General features: G+C 71.6%; 12 protein-coding genes. 7 read left to right on the forward strand and 5 right to left on the reverse strand.

Features of this window, described 5'->3' with window-relative positions; genetic code table 11:
* Window positions 1–160: 160 nt before the first annotated feature.
* Window positions 161–1501, forward strand: coding sequence for a dicarboxylate/amino acid:cation symporter (locus AB0F13_RS22945; RefSeq protein ID WP_362085333.1), 1341 nt, complete (start codon window positions 161–163; stop codon window positions 1499–1501).
* 287 nt (window positions 1502–1788) lie between these two features.
* Here AB0F13_RS22945 and AB0F13_RS22950 read toward each other — a convergent pair whose 3' ends face one another.
* Window positions 1789–2151, reverse strand: coding sequence for a hypothetical protein (locus AB0F13_RS22950; RefSeq protein WP_362085336.1), 363 nt, complete (start codon window positions 2149–2151; stop codon window positions 1789–1791).
* Between the two features lie 1169 nt (window positions 2152–3320).
* On the opposite strand from AB0F13_RS22950, the gene AB0F13_RS22955 reads away from it, so the two are divergent.
* Both AB0F13_RS22955 and AB0F13_RS22960 read left to right on the forward strand, forming a co-directional pair.
* Entirely contained in the window at window positions 3321–3956 is a 636-nt protein-coding gene (locus AB0F13_RS22955; protein WP_362085519.1) for a TetR/AcrR family transcriptional regulator, read from the forward strand.
* A gap of 418 nt (window positions 3957–4374) precedes the next feature.
* Window positions 4375–6240, forward strand: coding sequence for an AMP-dependent synthetase/ligase (locus AB0F13_RS22960; protein WP_362085522.1), 1866 nt, complete (start codon window positions 4375–4377; stop codon window positions 6238–6240).
* Between the two features lie 60 nt (window positions 6241–6300).
* On the opposite strand, the gene AB0F13_RS22965 is transcribed toward AB0F13_RS22960, so the two are convergent.
* Entirely contained in the window at window positions 6301–7467 is a 1167-nt protein-coding gene (locus tag AB0F13_RS22965) for a lipase family protein (protein ID WP_362085339.1), read from the reverse strand.
* Between the two features lie 98 nt (window positions 7468–7565).
* The gene (locus AB0F13_RS22970) at window positions 7566–8648 is read right to left on the reverse strand and encodes an AraC family transcriptional regulator (protein ID WP_362085525.1); all 1083 of its coding nucleotides are present in this window, start codon (window positions 8646–8648) and stop codon (window positions 7566–7568) included.
* 140 nt (window positions 8649–8788) lie between these two features.
* Here AB0F13_RS22970 and AB0F13_RS22975 point away from each other — a divergent pair, with 140 nt between their 5' ends.
* Window positions 8789–10588: a long-chain fatty acid--CoA ligase gene (locus tag AB0F13_RS22975; protein ID WP_362085342.1), complete on the forward strand. Its 1800-nt coding sequence runs from the start codon at window positions 8789–8791 to the stop codon at window positions 10586–10588.
* 166 nt (window positions 10589–10754) lie between these two features.
* Here the strand turns inward: AB0F13_RS22975 and AB0F13_RS22980 are convergent, their stop codons facing one another.
* Entirely contained in the window at window positions 10755–10958 is a 204-nt protein-coding gene (locus tag AB0F13_RS22980) for a cold-shock protein (RefSeq protein ID WP_003984261.1), read from the reverse strand.
* 285 nt (window positions 10959–11243) lie between these two features.
* Between AB0F13_RS22980 and AB0F13_RS22985 the strand changes: the two genes are divergently transcribed.
* Complete coding sequence (locus tag AB0F13_RS22985; protein ID WP_362085344.1) at window positions 11244–12134, forward strand: menaquinone biosynthesis protein; 891 nt, start codon at window positions 11244–11246, stop codon at window positions 12132–12134.
* Between the two features lie 89 nt (window positions 12135–12223).
* Here the strand turns inward: AB0F13_RS22985 and AB0F13_RS22990 are convergent, their stop codons facing one another.
* Entirely contained in the window at window positions 12224–13252 is a 1029-nt protein-coding gene (locus tag AB0F13_RS22990; protein WP_362085528.1) for an alpha/beta hydrolase-fold protein, read from the reverse strand.
* A gap of 364 nt (window positions 13253–13616) precedes the next feature.
* Here AB0F13_RS22990 and AB0F13_RS22995 point away from each other — a divergent pair, with 364 nt between their 5' ends.
* Both AB0F13_RS22995 and mqnC read left to right on the forward strand, forming a co-directional pair.
* Window positions 13617–15260, forward strand: coding sequence for a serine/threonine-protein kinase (locus tag AB0F13_RS22995; RefSeq protein ID WP_362085347.1), 1644 nt, complete (start codon window positions 13617–13619; stop codon window positions 15258–15260).
* 80 nt (window positions 15261–15340) lie between these two features.
* Window positions 15341–16537, forward strand: a complete 1197-nt coding sequence (gene mqnC / locus AB0F13_RS23000; RefSeq protein WP_362085350.1) for a cyclic dehypoxanthinyl futalosine synthase — start codon at window positions 15341–15343, stop codon at window positions 16535–16537.
* Window position 16538 lies beyond the last annotated feature (1 nt).

The following is a 16538-nucleotide window of genomic DNA, read 5'->3' on the forward strand; positions in this document are numbered from 1 at the left end:
TCCCGAGCAAGGCGTGTAAGTCTCCTCACACTCCCGGCGACGCCCCGCCACGGAACAGCCGTTCCGTGGCGGGGCGTCGGTGTATTCCGGGCGGCCGCGTCACATAGGTCTCAAAGTTTCCCTTTGGGTAGCTCAAAGCAGCGGTGTTAACGTGTTCGGCATGTCGACGCCCCCGTCCAACCCGGCGTCCGCTCAGCGCGGGCGCATATCGCGCATCCTCAACGTCCCCTTCTGGGCCCAGATCCTGCTCGGCCTCGTGCTGGGCGCCCTGCTGGGCTGGGCGGCCAAGAGCGGTGACATCCACTGGCTGGAGGTCACGCTCGGCAAGATCGGCGACCTGTTCGTCCAGCTGCTGATGGTGGTGATCGCCCCGCTGGTCTTCTTCGCCATCCTGGTGTCGATCACCAACCTGCGGAACGTCTCCAACGCCGCACGGCTGGCCACCCGCACCCTGATGTGGTTCATGATCACGTCGCTGATCGCGGTCGTGATCGGCCTCGCGATCGGCCTGATCACCGACCCCGGAGCAGGCACCGGCCTGACGCCCGCCGACGGCGCCGAGCCCAAGAAGCACGGCTCGTGGCTGGACTTCCTGACCGGGATCGTCCCCACCGACGTCATCACCCCGTTCACCCAGCTGAACGTCCTGCAGATCGTCTTCATGGCCGCCGCCGCGGGCATCGCCATCCTCCAGCTCGGCGACAAGGCCAAGCCGGTCCTCGATCTCAGCCAGTCCGCGCTGGAGCTGCTGCAGAAGGTCCTGTGGTGGGTCATCCGGCTCGCCCCGCTGGGCAGCCTGGGCCTGGTCGGCACGGCCATCGCCACCTACGGCTGGAATCTGATCGGCAAGTACGCCACGTTCACCGCCGACATCTACGTCGGCTGCGCCATCGTCCTCTTCGGCGTCTACCCGCTGCTGCTGGCCACGGTCGCCAAGGTCAACCCGCTGCAGTTCTTCAAGGGCGCCTGGCCCGCCATCCAGCTGGCCTTCGTCTCCCGCTCCTCCGTCGGCACGATGCCGCTGACGCAGAAGGTCACCGAGCGGCTCGGCGTGCCGAAGGAGTACGCCTCCTTCGCGGTGCCGTTCGGCTCGACGACCAAGATGGACGGCTGCGCCTCGATCTACCCGGCCATCGCCGCCATCTTCGTCGCGCAGGTCTTCGGCGTGCCGCTGGAGATCAAGGACTACGTCCTGATCGCGTTCGTCTCCGTCATCGGCTCGGCCGCCACCGCCGGACTGACCGGTGCCACCGTGATGCTGACCCTGACGCTGTCGACGCTGGGCCTGCCGATGGCGGGCGTGGGCCTGCTGCTGGCCATCGACCCGATCGTGGACATGATGAGGACGGCGACCAATGTTGCTGGACAATCCGTGATCCCGATCATTGTCGCGTCCCGCGAGAACATCCTGGACCGTGACGCGTACGCCACGGCCGACGGCTCGAAGCTCGGCGTTGCCGAGACCGAGACTCAGCCGCAGGCGGTTGCAGCCGCTGCCTAGTTGCCTAGCTGCATAGAGTGCGACGGTGCCCCTGATCTCGCCCGAGGTCAGGGGCACCGGCACGAAGCCGGGTACGCCCTTCAGTGCAGGGTGGGGTGAGCTCCGTCATAGTCGTGAAACCATCCGGTCGTGCGACTGGTTCGTCCGTATTTCCGGAAGACCGTGCGAACGCGCTTCTGTCCCGCCACCAGACACTGCCTGGTGGCCAGCGGGGGAGACGCTGCCCGAAGAGCAGCGCCTCCCCCGGCGCCACATCCACGCCGGTGGACAGGCCGGCGCGGCCTGGACTACTTGAGAGCTGAGTCGGCCGTGCTCCCGGCGCCGGAGGCAGCCGACTGCACGGCCTGGTTCGCCGTGTCCTTGGCGTTGGACACCGGGCCCGGCTCGGGAGCCGACGGCTGGGCGGAGCCACCACCGGGGGGCGGCGGCTGCTCCTGCGAAGAACCCGACGCCTTCGGGTCGTACTGGAAGGTGTCGGTGATCTTGTGCTCCTTGGTCAGCTTCCCCGGTGCCGGGGAGACCACCAGGACGGGGAAACCGCCGTGGCGGTCGTGGTCGTCGGCCACCGCCGCCGACGCCTGGCCCAGCACCGCACCACCGGCCACCAGGACAAGCGTCACAGCCGCCAGGCGGCTACGCATCGAGAACATCACGTGCTCCTTGTTGGGTCACTTGGAGAGGAAAACCGCCGCACGCCCCGAAACGCGAGGCACAGCACATGAGTGCGCACGGCGGAGGTGTGCGGAGCACCGGGCCCGCGCCGCTGAACAACGGCTGGAAGGCCCGGGCCCGGGCCACCACCCGAGGGGGGCTGCTCCGCGAGGCCCAAGGGGTACCGGTGCGATAACCCGCCGGTCAAAACACCCGACCGGAAACGGCACCGTCACACCACACACCTGACGCCTGCTCGAACGGCCGCCCGGAGAGAGCTGACGACCGTGACGATTCCGCCCACGGCCCAGGTCACCTCAAACCTTCCGGCGTTCGCCGAAACGGCGGATCCTCGCCCATGCCGAGTTGACCCGTCCCCTTGAAGAGGTCGCTGCATCCGGCCAGCCCTCACCGCTGTCACCGGCACGAGGCCTGCCCCGTCGCGGTGTTGACACTCGTCCCAACCAGCTCCCAGGCACTGTGCCCGCCACGCCCGGCGGACGTCAGGCCGCACATGACAACGGATCACCAGCCCCAGGCCACCCCGAAGCCCAGACCCAGTGGGCGTTCATCCCGCTCATGTCCCGCTGCCCGGCCCGGCCTCGCCGGCCAGGCCGAGGCGTCGCCGGCCACCCTCGCAGCCGCCTGAAGTCCCGCGCCCTGCCGTTGCCGTTCGGAACAGCGACCATCGACGCCCAACCGAACGGCAAGCAGGATCACTACCGGCCCTCACGCCCCCGGGTTTCGATCGGCATGTCGCCAGTTGTCGTCCCGGGCCGTCCATCGGCGGCACCGCATGGGTGATTTCACGCAAAGTGCCGACGTGTGTGCGCAGCGTGCCACCGAAGCGGGTGTCGGCGGGCCCTGTCGGTCTCTGGGGTCATGGCAGCGCGCACCCGTGCGCAGGACGCGCTGGACGTTCGATCGACTGCCGGCTCGTGGTGTGCGCGCCGGAGAAGTGCCTCGACGGCTTGATCTCTCCCCTTGACGTCCCTCCTCCGCGTGATATTACCTGCCGGTAATGTGACGGGGGGGAGGGATTTTTGACATGAATGTCGTAAATGACGCAGAGGTTGTACCGCCGATGGGAAGTGCGCAGACCGGCGCCGCACGTGTCGCGATGGAGCAGAAGGCCAAGCGGAAGGGCGGCAGCGGCAAGATCAGGCGCATGCCGCGGGAGGTGCGTGAGCGTCAGATGCTCGACGCGGCCGTGGAGGTCTTCGCCCGGCGCGGCTACAACGCGGCGTCCATGGACGAGATCGCCGAGCTGGCCGGGGCATCGAAGCCGCTGGTGTACCTCTATCTGAACTCGAAGGAAGAGCTCTTCAGCGCCTGCATCCGGCGCGAGGCCGAGGCGCTGATGGCGGCGGTGGGCGCCGCGAGCGAGCCGGACGCCCCCGCCGACGCCCGGCTGTGGAGCGGGCTGCGCGCCTTCTTCGCGTACACCGCCGAGCATCCCTCCGGCTGGGCGGTGCTCAGCTGCCAGGCGCGTACGCACGGGGGGCCGTTCGCGCTGGTGGTGGCGGAGCTGCGGCAGCAGATCGTCGCGCTGGTCACCCGGCTGATCGCGGCCACGGCCGCGACCGCGTCGGCCGGGTGCGGCGCCCCGCCGGACGGGCACGAGGTCTCCGGGCTGGCCCACGCGCTGGTGGGCGCCGCCGAGTCGCTCGCGTGCTGGGCCAATACAGGCACGGACGACGTCCCGTCGGCGCAGGAGACGGCGGCGACGTTGATGAACGTCGCCTGGGTGGGGCTGGAGAACCTCATGAACGGACGGCGCTGGTCGCCCGACGGCCGTTCCTGAGCCCCCTGCCGCCCGCCGGCTCCGGTCGCCTGCCGGCTCGGGTCACCCGCGCGGCTCCGGTCGCCCGCGCGGCGCCGCCGGGGCCACGGTCCCCGCGGGCCGGTCGCGGACTGCCGCTCGCGCCGGTAGCCGGGCCGCAGCCGGCCCGGTGCGGCCACCGGTGCGGCCACCGGTGCGGCCACCGGTGCGGCCACCGGTGCGGCCACCCGCGCGGCGCCGCGCGGGCCCGCCGCGAGGACTGCGGGCCCTCTGGCCGGGCAGGACTGGGAGGCGTACCTTTACGGCCATAGTTTTACCGCTGAGTAAGGTTACTTATCGGTCTCTTGTGGGTCTGGAACAGGAGCCGCACGTGTCCGTACCCCGCAGCGAAACCCCCTCCCTCCTCGTCCCGCCCCGCACGACGGCCGTCGCCGGCGTCGTGCGCGAGGCGTCGGTGCCCCCGCTGGCACCGCCCGTCCACCACGGCTCGCTCGGCGACCTGCCGTTCGACAACGCCGTCGTCGCCCCCGCCGACATCGTCCTCAGCCGCAAGCAGGCCGACGGCCTCTGGCGCGACGTCACCGCCGCGCGCTTCGCCGCCGAGGTGCGGGCCGTGGCCAAGGGGCTGATCGCACACGGCCTGCACCCCGGCGACCGGCTCGCCATCATGGCCCGTACGCGCTACGAGTGGACGCTCCTGGACTTTGCCGCCTGGGCGGCCGGCCTGGTCACCGTCCCCGTCTATCCCACCTCTTCCGCCGCCCAGCTCCGCTGGGTCCTCGGCGACTCCGGGGCTGCCGCCTGCGTCGTCGAGACCGCCGCGCAGGTCCGCCTCGTCGGCGCCGAGCGCGGGCGGTTGCCCGCCCTCGCCCACGTCTGGCAGATCGACGCAGGGGCGGTCGGCCTGCTCACCGCCGCCGGGCGCGACCTGCCGGACGCCGTGGTCGCCGAGCGGCGCGCCGGCCGCACACCCGGGGACATCGCCACCCTCATCTACACCTCCGGCACCACCGGCCGTCCCAAGGGCTGCGTCCTCACGCACGCCAACTTCTTCGCAGAAGTCGACAATTGCACCGAGTTGCTGCACCCGGTCTTCCGGTCCGTCAGCAAGGAGCCCGCGGCCACGCTCCTGTTCCTGCCGCTCTCGCACGTCTTCGGCCGCATGGTCGCGGTCGGCTGCCTGAGGGCGCGCGTACGGCTGGGGCACGCGCCCTCCCTCGGCGGCGACGAACTCCGCGCGGACCTGGCAGGGTTCCGGCCCACGTTCCTGCTCGCCATTCCCTACGTCCTGGAGAAGATCTACAACACCGGCCGGGCCACGGCCGAGCAGCTCGGCCGCGCCGCCTCCTTCGACCGCGCCGCCCTCGTGGCCCGGCGCTACGGGGAGGCGGACGTCTCCCGCAGGCACGGCACCGGCGCCGGGCCCGGCCTGCGGCTCAGGGCGGCCCGGGCCCTGTACGACACGCTCGTCTACCGCCGCATCCGCGCCGCCCTCGGCGGCCGCGTCCGCTACATCATCAGCGGCGGCTCCCCGCTCGGCAGACGCCTCGCCGCCTTCTACACGGGCGCCGGCATCGAGGTCTTCGAGGGCTACGGACTGACCGAGACCGCGGCCGCCAGCACCCTCACCCCGCCGCTGCGCCCCCGGCTCGGCACGGTCGGCTGGCCGCTGCCCGGCAGCGCGGTGCGCATCGCGGAGGACGGCGAGGTGCTGCTGCGCGGCGGCCACGTCTTCGCCGGCTACTGGGACGCCGGCCGGCAGGAGGCGGAGCGCCCCGTGGGTGGCGGGGCGCCGGGGGAGTGGTTCGCCACCGGCGACCTGGGCGCCCTCGACGACGACGGCTACCTCACCATCACCGGCCGGAAGAAGGAGCTGATCGTCACCTCCGGCGGCAAGAACGTGGCCCCCGCGCCGCTGGAGGACCGGCTGCGGGCCCATCCCCTCGTGGGCCAGTGCGCGCTCGTCGGCGACAACCGCCCCTACGTCACCGCCCTGATCACCCTGGACCCCGACGGCCTCGCGCACTGGCAGGGCATGCACGGCATGGAGGACGTGCCGGCCGCCGAACTCGTCGGCGACAAGGGGCTGCTGTCCGATGTGCAGGAGGCGGTGGACGAGGTCAACAGGGCGGTGTCACGGGCGGAGTCGGTCCGCCGGTTCGCGGTGCTGCCGGTGGAGTTCACGGAGGAGAGCGGCCATCTGACCCCGTCGATGAAGCTGAAGCGGGCCGTGATCGAACGGGACTTCGCGGCGGAGATCGACCGGCTGTACGGCGAGGCAGGCACCGGCGGCCTTCTCCGCTGACCCGTGCCGTGGCCGTGTCGCCGGGCGGGCTGAGGTCCGGCCCGCCCGGCGACCGGGCACTCAAGCGGTGCGGGCCTGACAGTTCCCCGCCGCCGGCCTGCCGGCGAAGCGGTCCGCGAGCCAGTTCGCCGCCGGCACCGACTCGCTGATCACGCCCAGGACGTGCTCGCCCAGCGGCAGCGACTTCCACTGCACCGTGGTGCCCCTGGTGCACCAGTCGGCGCGCAGCTGCTTGCCGACCTCGTACGGGATCAGCTCGTCGATCACCCCGTGGTAGAGGTACACGGGGTGGTCCGGGGCATGCGAGCCCAGGTCGGAGGAGCGCAGGACGCGCTGCCAGTCGCTCTCGTACAGCGGGTTCTTCACCGTCACGTCGGAGATGCGCTTGAAGAGCCCGGCGGCGGTGTCGACGATCACGCAGTGCTTCTTCAGGAAGCCGACGTACGAGCGCCCCTTGTCGTTGAGGTAGCTGTCCAGCTTCAGCTCCGGGTAGGCCGCGTCCTGCCCGGTGGCGGCCATGAGGATGAGGCCGGCCCCGATGTTGCCGTTGTTGTGCTCGGCGGTCTTCAGCAGGTTGGCGGGCACGCCGCCGGTGACCGTGCCGCGTACGTCCAGTTCGGGGGCGTACGAGTCGTGCAGCTCTGCGGCCCAGCCGCCGGCCTGGCCGCCCTGGGAGTAGCCCATGATGCCGACGGGGGACTTCGTGCCGAGGCCCGCCTCCGGCAGGCGCTGGGCGGCGCGGGCCGCGTCCAGGACGGCGTGGCCCTCGGCCCGGCCGACGGCGTAGGTGTGCTCGCCCGGGGTGCCCAGGCCCTCGTAGTCGGTGACGGCCACGGCCCAGCCGCGCGCGGTCAGGAGCTGGATGAGGTTGGCCTCCATGGTGGTGCCGTACGGGAAGCCGGCGGAGGGGGCGCAGTGGTCGGCGAGGCCGACCGTGCCGACGGCGTACGTGACCAGGGGGCGCGGGCCCGTCCGGCCGTCCTGGGGAACGATCACCGTGCCGGAGACGACGGCGGGGGCGCCGCGGGCGGTGGTGGAGCGGTAGGTGATGTGCCAGGCCTTGCTGTTGGTGGGCTGGCCGGGCAGGGGATGGAAGGAGGTGGGGGCGGAGCTGACGATGTCGCCCGGTCTTCCGGCCGGCTCGCCGGCCGAGGCGGTCCCGCCCGCCAGGCCGAAGGAGACGGCCAGCGCGGCGAAGGCAGCGAGGGCTCTGGTGCGCAGGTCCATGCGGCTCTCCCAACTGTCCCGTGAGGGTCAAGCAGATGGAGGTGAAGCACTGGGCCGACCGTAGTGACCGGTGGGTAAGGAGGCGTTGGCCGGAAAGCTCAGCTTTCCTGACCGCGAACGTCGCCGCCATGGGGCCCGGGCCGGCCGGGCAGCCCCCGCGGGCCGCCGAGCCGGTACGCCCCCGGCGTGGTCCCCGTCCAGCGGCGGAACGCCCGGTGGAAGGCGGTGTCCTCGGAGAACCCCAGCCGCGCCGCCAGCTGCGCGATCGGCTCCCGCCCCTCCGCCAGCCCGCTGATCGCCGCTTCCCGCCGCACCTGGTCCTTGAGCCGCTGGTAGGAGGTGCCCTCCTCCTGCAGCCGCCGGCGCAGCGTCGCCGGGCTCACCGCCAGCCGCGCCGCCAGCTGCGCCACCTCCGGCAGCCGGGCCGGCCGGCCCTCGCCGAGTGACCGCAGGAACGCCCGCCGCACCTGCTCGGCCACCGTCGTGCCGTACTCGCGCCGGCTCAGCAGGTCCGCCGGGGCCCGCCGCAGCAGCTCCCGCAGGCCCTCCTCGTCCCGCACCACGGGCGCCGTCAGCCACCGCGCGTCGAACCCGGCCGCAGCCGTGGGAGCGGGCCCCGCCCCGAACCGCACCGGGCAGCCGAACATCAGAGCGCACTCACCGGCGTACGGTGGCGCGGGGCAGGCGAAGCGGGCCCAGCGCAGCAGGATGCGCTGCCCGATCAGCCAGCTCGCCAGCCGGTGCCAGACGAGCATCGCGCACTCGGCCAGGAACCGGCCCTCCGCATGCCCGCGCAGGTCGTTGCGGACCGCGAACACGGCCTCGCTCCCGTGCCGTTCGAGCGCGAGGTCCGGGCCGCCGGGAAAGAGCCCGTAGAACCGCGCCGCCCGCTCCAGCGCCGCACCCAGGTCACGGCAGCCGACGCAGGCGTAGCACATCATGGCGAACGTGCCCGGCCGGCTGGGCACCACGCCCAGCCCCATGAACTCGTCCCCGGTCGCCCGGTGCAGCGCCCGCACCAGCCGCGCGAACTGCTCGGGCGCCACCTGCGCCCGGTCGTCGCCGAGCAGCAGCGGCGGTATCCCCGCGCACTGCAGCAGCGGCGCGGTGTCGATGCCGAGCCGCCGCGCGCCACCGAGCGAGTCCCGCACGTAGTGCACGGAGACCGTCCGCATGCCCATGCCCATGCCCTGCACGGTAACGCCGTTGAGCGTCCCGGTCAGTGGTGCTGACGATTCCGGTCATCCCTGAGCGACGGGTGGGCTTCGTAGCGTCGACGGCGTATGTCATCCGTCGTCCGTGCACAGTCCAGGGAGGCGTCGTGCGGCAGCAGGAACGGCAACGGCCCGGCACACTCGCACAGTTCACCGAATGGACGGCCGGGCAGTACGGGCGGCTTCCCGCGCTGCGCTGCCGCTCGCGCGACGGCGACGGCTGGACGCAGACCTGCTACGACGGGCTGCGCGATGCCGTCCGGGCCGTCGGGCGCGGCCTGATCACGCTCGGAGTGCGCCCCGACGACCGGGTGGCGATCCTCGCCGAGACCCGGCCGGAGTGGACCCACGCCCACTTCGGGGCGCTCGCCGCCGGGGCGGTCGTGGTGCCGGTCTATCCGACGGCCGGCGAGGACGAACTGGCCTGGGTCCTGGGCGACTCGGCCGCCTCGGTCGTCGTCTGCGAGAACGCCGCCCAGGCCGCACGGGTCGAGGCGGTCCGGGCGAAGCTGCCCGGACTGAGGCACCTGGTGCTCATCGACGGGGACGGCGGCGCCGCGCGTATCCCGGTCCTCGGGCACCTGCCGGCCGGGGCGCCGCTGGAGGAGCTCCTCGCGCGGAGCGCGGCCCGCAGGAGCGAGGACCTGTGCACCATCGTCTACACCTCCGGCACCACCGGCCTCCCCAAGGGCTGCCGCCTCACCCACGGCAACATCGTCGCCAACCAGGACGCCACCGCCCACCTCAGCGAGGGCGGCCCGGGCGACACCACCTACCTCTACCTGCCGCTCGCCCACATCCTCGGCCAGCTCATCGAGCTGACGGCGCTGCGCCGCGGCGGCACCCTGTGCTACTTCGGCGGCCGGGTCGAGAACGTCGTCGCCGAGCTGGCCGAGGTCCGGCCCACCCATCTGCCGTCGGTGCCGCGCCTGTTCGAGAAGGTGCACGCCACGGTGGTCTCCCTCGCCGAGGCCCGGGGCCCGGACGGCCCGGCCTGGCTGGCGGCCGCCGTACGGACCGGGCTGGCGGTGGCCGAGGCCCGCGCGCGGGGCGAGGAACCGGACGAGGAGCTGCGGGCGGCGTGGGAGGCGGCGGAGAAGAGCCTGTTCGCACCCGTCCGGGCGATTTTCGGCGGCCGGCTGCGCTGGGCCCTGACCGGGGCCGCGCCCATCGCGCCGCAGACCCTGGACCTGCTGCGCGCCTGCGGCATCGCGGTGTACGAGGGCTATGGCATGACCGAGTCCTCGGGCGTGATCACCCTCAATCACCGGGACGCGGTCCGCTACGGCACGGTCGGGCGGCCGGTTCAGGGGTGCGAGGTGCGGATCGCGGAGGACGGGGAGGTCCTGGCCCGGGGGCCCGGCGTCTTCCCCGGCTACCACGGCAACCCGGCCGCGACCGCCGAGGCGCTGGACGCGCAGGGCTGGCTGCACACCGGCGACGTCGGCACCCTGGACGCGGACGGCTACCTCAGCATCACCGGCCGCAAGAAGGACCTGATCATCACGTCGAGCGGCAAGAACCTCACGCCGTCGCTGGTGGAGTTCGCCCTCCAGCAGTCCCGCTGGATCTCCCGCGCCGTCATGGTCGGCGACCGCCGCCCGTACCCGGTGGCGCTGCTCACCCTGGATGCCGGGGAGATCGAGGCGTGGGCGGCCCGCGAGGGGGTGGTTTTCGAGGACGCCGGCCCGGCCCGGCACCCGGCGGTGCGGCGGCTGTGCCAGGAGGCGGTGGACGCGGCCAACGAGCAGGTCGCCCGGCCCGCGCGGATCCGTGCGTTCACGGTCCTGGACGAGGACTTCGGCGTGGCGAGCGGGGCGCTCACCCCCACCCTCAAAATCCGCCGCGCGGCGATCAGCCGGCGCTATGCGGCGGAAATCGATGCGCTGTACGAGCGAGGCCGGTGAACGAAGTTACTCAAGTGAAAGAAGTTAAAAACCACCGGCCGTGAGAAGGGGTACGGCCGGGGAAAGGCAGGAGCCCTGCCTTCCGCCGAAGCGGGAGGCAGGGCTCCTTGGGTACAGCAAAGTCGACCGCGATCGGCCGAGCCGTCGTACCGGAGAGATCCGAGGATCAGACCGGGGTGACGTTCTCCGCCTGCGGACCCTTCGGGCCCTGCGTGACGTCGAAGTTGACCTGCTGGTTCTCCTCGAGGGAGCGGAAACCAGAGGCGTTGATCGCGGAGTAGTGAACGAAGACGTCGGGGCCCCCGCCGTCCTGGGCGATGAAGCCAAAGCCCTTTTCAGCGTTGAACCACTTCACGGTTCCGGTAGCCATAAAGCCCTCCTTGGGCCCAAAGGGTTGCCCTGCTCCAGAACCTGCGAGAAGTCTGAAAACTACAAAAGCCTGCGGGTCACATGCTCCGCAGGCTCTGTACTGCAAGGGAAACCAAACTGCAACTTGCGGCGAGCCTAGCACGCGATGTTCGCGTGCGGAAGGAGTCGAAGATCACGCCCAGGGAGGGTTTTCCGGCCCTTCCGAGAGGAAAAGATCGCTGGTCGGGCTCCTGTCGCGGGGCACCCCGGGCCAGCGGCCCCGGCAGCCCGGGGCTAGCCTCCGGATGTGGACAATTCAGCCTCAGATGCAGCGATCGCCGTCGACGGGCCGCAGCGGCTCCGTACCCGCCCCCGCGTCGGCCACATCCAGTTCCTCAACTGCCTGCCCCTGTACTGGGGCCTCGCCCGGACCGGCACGCTGCTCGACCTGGATCTGACCAAGGACACCCCCGAGAAGCTCAGCGAGCAGCTCGTCCGGGGCGAGCTCGACATCGCCCCGGTCACGCTGGTCGAGTTCCTGAAGAACGCCGACGAGCTCGTCGCCCTGCCGGACATCGCCGTGGGCTGCGACGGCCCGGTCATGTCGTGCGTGATCGTCTCGCAGCTGCCGCTTGACCGGCTCGACGGGGCCAGGGTCGCGCTCGGCTCCACCTCGCGCACCTCGGTGCGGCTGGCGCAGCTCCTGCTCGCCGAGCGCTACTCGGTGACGCCCGACTACTACACCTGCCCGCCGGACCTGGGCGCGATGATGCAGGAGGCGGACGCGGCCGTACTGATCGGGGACGCCGCCCTGCGGGCCTCGCTGCACGATGCGCCCCGGCTCGGCCTGGAGGTCCACGACCTGGGGCAGATGTGGAAGGACTGGACGGGCCTGCCGTTCGTCTTCGCCGTGTGGGCGACCCGCCGCGACTATCTGGCCCGCGAGCCGCGCATCGTCGCCAAGGTGCACGAGGCGTTCCTGGCGTCCCGGGACGTGTCGCTGCAGGAGGTCGGGAAGGTCGCCGAGCAGGCGGCCCGCTGGGAGGCCTTCGACGCCGGACTGCTGGAGCGCTACTTCACCACGCTGGACTTCCGCTTCGGCCCGGACCAGCTGGCCGGGGTGGCGGAGTTCGCCCGCCGCACCGGGCCGACGACGGGCTTCCCCGCCGATGTGCACGTGGAACTGCTGAAGCCCTGACCCCTCCGGGTGGAGGGATCAGGGCTTTTCGTTGACCGGCAGCGGCGATGCCGTGCTCCCGTGGAACCACCGGGGCCCGGCGGCGGGTGTCAGGAGGAGGGCGTGGGGCCTTCCATGTGCTGACTGATGTACTGGATCAGTCCCTCGCCCATGTTCGGTACGTATGTCTTGGCGTTGTGCTTACCGCCGGGGATCTCCCGCAGCATGGTGTGCACCGGGCCCTTGCCGTACTGCGCCTGGAACTTCTTGACCTGGCTCATCACGATGGGTGGTTCCGCCGTACCCACCTGGAAGGCGACGTAGACGTCCGGGCCCTTGGTGTCGATCAGGCGCTTGGCCAGGACCTCCGGGTTGTTCTCCGCCATCTCCTTCTCGTGCCCCTTCCACAGGGGGGAGTCCGGGACGATGTCGGGGCCGGACGCGATCACGGCCTTGAACTTGTCCGGGTGCTTCAGCACGGCCTTGAAGCCCGCGAAGCCACCGGAGGAGGAGCCCATGAAGGCCCAGCCGTCACGCGACTTCAGGGTGCGGAAGTTCTGCTTCACCAGCTCCGGGACGTCCTCCGTCAGCCACGTGCCCATCTTGGCCTGGCCGGGGATGTCACTACCGTCGTAGTAGTGCTTGTCGTCCGGGTTCAGGACCGGCATGGCGAGGATGAAGGGCAGGCTCTTGCCCTCCTGCGACCACTTGCTGATGCTCTGCTGGAGGCCGAGGTCGGTGCCCATCCAGTAGTTGTTCGGGTAGCCGGGGCCACCGGGCAGCGCGACCATGACCGGGAAGCCGCTGTCCTTGTACTTCGGGTCGTCGTACTGCTTCGGCGCCCAGACCCAGACCTTGCCCTTGAAGCCCGACTTGGGGCCGTCCAGGGTGACCACGCCGATCTTGGTGCCGTCGCCGAGGGTGTTGGCCACGCGGAAGTCGGCCTTCGGGCCGGTCGGCATGAGCGTCTTGGAGTCGGCCGGCTTCGCGCCGTTGGTGCCGCCCGCCTGGCCGCCCTTATTGTCGCCCGAGCCGAAGCTGACCGGCTTGCCCTTCTCGGAGAAGGGACCGATCTCGAAGTACTTGAGGACCCCGCCGGCGATCAGGCCGAGCGTGGCTATGGACGCGACTATGATCATCCATTTTTTGGCGCGGGAAGCCCGCTTGCGGCCCTGGGACTGGTAGGAGCCGTTGGGCGGGTAGTCGCCGTAATCGCCGTGGTTGTCGTAGTCGCCGTTGGGGTGGGGCTGCTGGTAGCCGTTGGGGGGAGGCGGCGGGTAGCCGCCCGTCTGCTGGTAGCCCCCGTTGGGCTGGTAGCCCCCGCTGGGTGAGTGCGCCATCGCGTCGCTCCGGATGATGCTGCTGCCCCGAAGGACATGACGGTTTGTTCCGTCCTAGGGGATGGGCAAACCAGGGGTCGGGGTTCCTGGGACGTCCCGTGAATTGAGTCATAGGCTCGAATCGGGGCCGCAGGGCCCCCTCAAGGGGGAGGCGAAAGGCCCGATGCAGCCGTTGTCGGTGGACGACCCGCAGGTCATAGGCGCGTACCGGCTGCTGGGCAGGCTCGGCGCGGGCGGCATGGGGCGGGTGTACCTCGGACGCAGCGCGGGCGGCCGCACGGTCGCCGTCAAGGTGGTCCATCCACATTTCGCCCTCGATGAGGAGTTCCGGGCGCGTTTCCGCAGAGAGGTGGAGTCGGCCCGGCGGGTCGGGGTCGCCCTGGCGGGCGCGACGGCGCCGGTGCTGGACGCGGACCCGGACGCCGCGGTGCCGTGGGTGGCGACGGGCTACGTGGCCGGGCCCTCGCTCACCCAGGCCGTCGCCGAGGCGGGCCCGCTGCCGCCGGGGACGGTACGGGCGCTGGGCGCGGGCCTCGCACAGGCGCTGGCGGCGGTGCACGGGCTGGGGCTGGTGCACCGCGACGTCAAGCCGTCGAACGTCCTGCTGGCCCTCGACGGCCCCCGCCTGATCGACTTCGGCATCGCCCGGGCCGTCCACGGGACGGTCTCCCTGACCTCCACCGGCGTCTCCGTCGGCTCCCCGGGCTACATGGCGCCCGAGCAGATCCTGGGCCAGGGCGTCACCGGAGCGGCGGACGTCTTCTCCCTGGGCGCGGTCCTGACGTACGCGGCCACGGGCGAGCCGCCCTTTCCCGGCGACAGCTCGGCGGCCCTGCTCTACAAGGTCGTGCACGAGAGCCCGGTGCTGGGCCCCGCGCTCACGGGCGGCCTGCGGGAGCTCGTGACGGCCTGCCTGGCCAAGGCCCCGCAGGACCGGCCGGCCCCTCAGGAGATCGCGCGCCTCCTCGCCGGCCCGGAGGGCGCCGGCGCGCTCCCGCGCCCGGGATGGCTGCCGGGGCCGCTCGTGGAGCGGGTCAGCCGGCAGGCGGTGGAACTGCTCGACCTGGAGGGCTCCGCGCCGGACCCCGGTCCTCAATCGCCGAACGGGCTGCATTCGCAGCCGGTTCCGGGCAGCAATTCGCAGCCGGTTCCGGGCAACAACCAGCCTGTCCGGCGAATGAGGACATGGGGGCACCTCCCAGCGGTAGCTGGGGGAGGTGAAAGGGCGGGGCAGGGGCAAGACCCGGCGCAGGCACCCACGGAGACCGCCCACGGCGCCGCTGCCATGCGCAAAAGGCGCCGCCTCAGCTGCACCCTCGTGCTGACCGTCGCCGGCGCCCTGGCCGCCACCACGACGGCGCTGTTCGTCCTGGACGTACTGCCCGGCGGCAGCCACGACGCCGGCAAGGCGTCGCACCCGCCGGCGGGCTCCAGCGGCCCCGCGTCGGCCCGTGCCGTCCCGAAAGAATTCCTCGGCACCTGGACCGGCTCGGTCATCCAGTCCGACGGCACCCCCAACGGCACCATGACCAGCACCGTCACCGCCGGCGGCAGGGGCGCCTACGTCGTGCGTACGAACTATTCCGCGCTCGGCCTCCTGGAGTGCCGCAGCAAGGCGAAGCTCATCTCCGCCACGAGCACCAGGATCACGCTGGAGGAGGTCACCGACGGGGAGAAGTCCGCCCTGTGCACGGGCGAGACGGCGACCGTGACGTACACCCTCGCCGCGGGCGGCAGGCTCGCCTTCACCTCCGACGACCCCCGCGGCGGCAGGCCCACCGCGACGCTCACCAGGAGCGGCGGCTGACCGGCCCCGTCCCGAGCCCGCCGAGGCCCCTCGCGTACGCTGGTCCGGAAATCCGCATACCCCCTCCGAAGGGACGCCCGGTGACCGAGAACGCCGACCTTCAGTCCGTCCTCGACCGCGCCGCCGCCGGTGGCCGGATCACCCCGGAGGAGGCGCTCGAGCTCTACCGCTCCGCGCCGCTGCACGCGCTGGGAGCCGCGGCCGACGCGGTGCGCCGCAAGCGTTACGCGGGCACCGAGCACATCGCGACGTACATCATCGAGCGGAACATCAACTACACGAACTCGTGCGTCACCGCGTGCAAGTTCTGCGCCTTCTACGCCCCGCCGAAGAGCGACAAGGTCTGGACCCGCCCCCTCGACGACATCCTGCGCCGCTGCGCGGAGACCGTGGAACTGGGCGGCACGCAGATCATGTTCCAGGGCGGCCACCACCCGGACTACGGCGTGGAGTACTACGAGGAGCACTTCGCGGCGATCAAGAAGGAGTTCCCGCAGCTCGTCATCCACTCCCTCGGTGCCTCCGAGATCGAGCACATGTCGCGCATCTCGGGTGTCCCGGCCGAGGAGGCCATCCGCCGCATCCACGCCGCCGGTCTCGACTCGTTCGCGGGCGCCGGTGCCGAGCTCCTGCCGGAGCGGCCGCGCAAGGCCATCGCGCCGCTGAAGGAGTCCGGCGAGCGCTGGCTGGAGATCATGGAGCTCGCCCACAACCTGGGTGTGGAGTCGACCTCCACGATGCTCATGGGCACCGGCGAGACCAACGCCGAGCGCATCGAGCACATCCGGATGATCCGTGACGTGCAGGACCGTACGGGCGGCTTCCGCGCCTTCATCCCGTACACCTACCAGCCCGAGAACAACCACTTGAAGGGCCGCACGCAGGCCACGATCTTCGAGTACCTGCGCATGATCGCCGTCGCGCGCCTCTTCCTCGACAACGTCGCCCACATCCAGGGCTCCTGGCTGACGGTCGGCAAGGAGGCGGGCCAGCTCTCGCTGCACTACGGCGCCGACGACCTGGGCTCCGTCATGCTGGAGGAGAACGTGGTCTCCTCGGCCGGCGCCAAGCACCGCTCCAACCGCATGGAGCTCATCCACCTCATCCGCAAGGCGGGCCGCGTCCCGGCGCAGCGCGCCACGACGTACGAGCACCTGCTCGTGCACGACGACCCGGCGAACGACCCGGTCGACGACCGCGTCGTCTCGCACCTGTCCTCGACCGCGATCGAGGGCGGCACGGCCCATCCCGAGCTGAAGATCGTCCAGGCGAGCTGAC

The organism is Streptomyces sp. NPDC026206 (assembly GCF_040638465.1).
GTDB lineage: Bacteria > Actinomycetota > Actinomycetes > Streptomycetales > Streptomycetaceae > Streptomyces.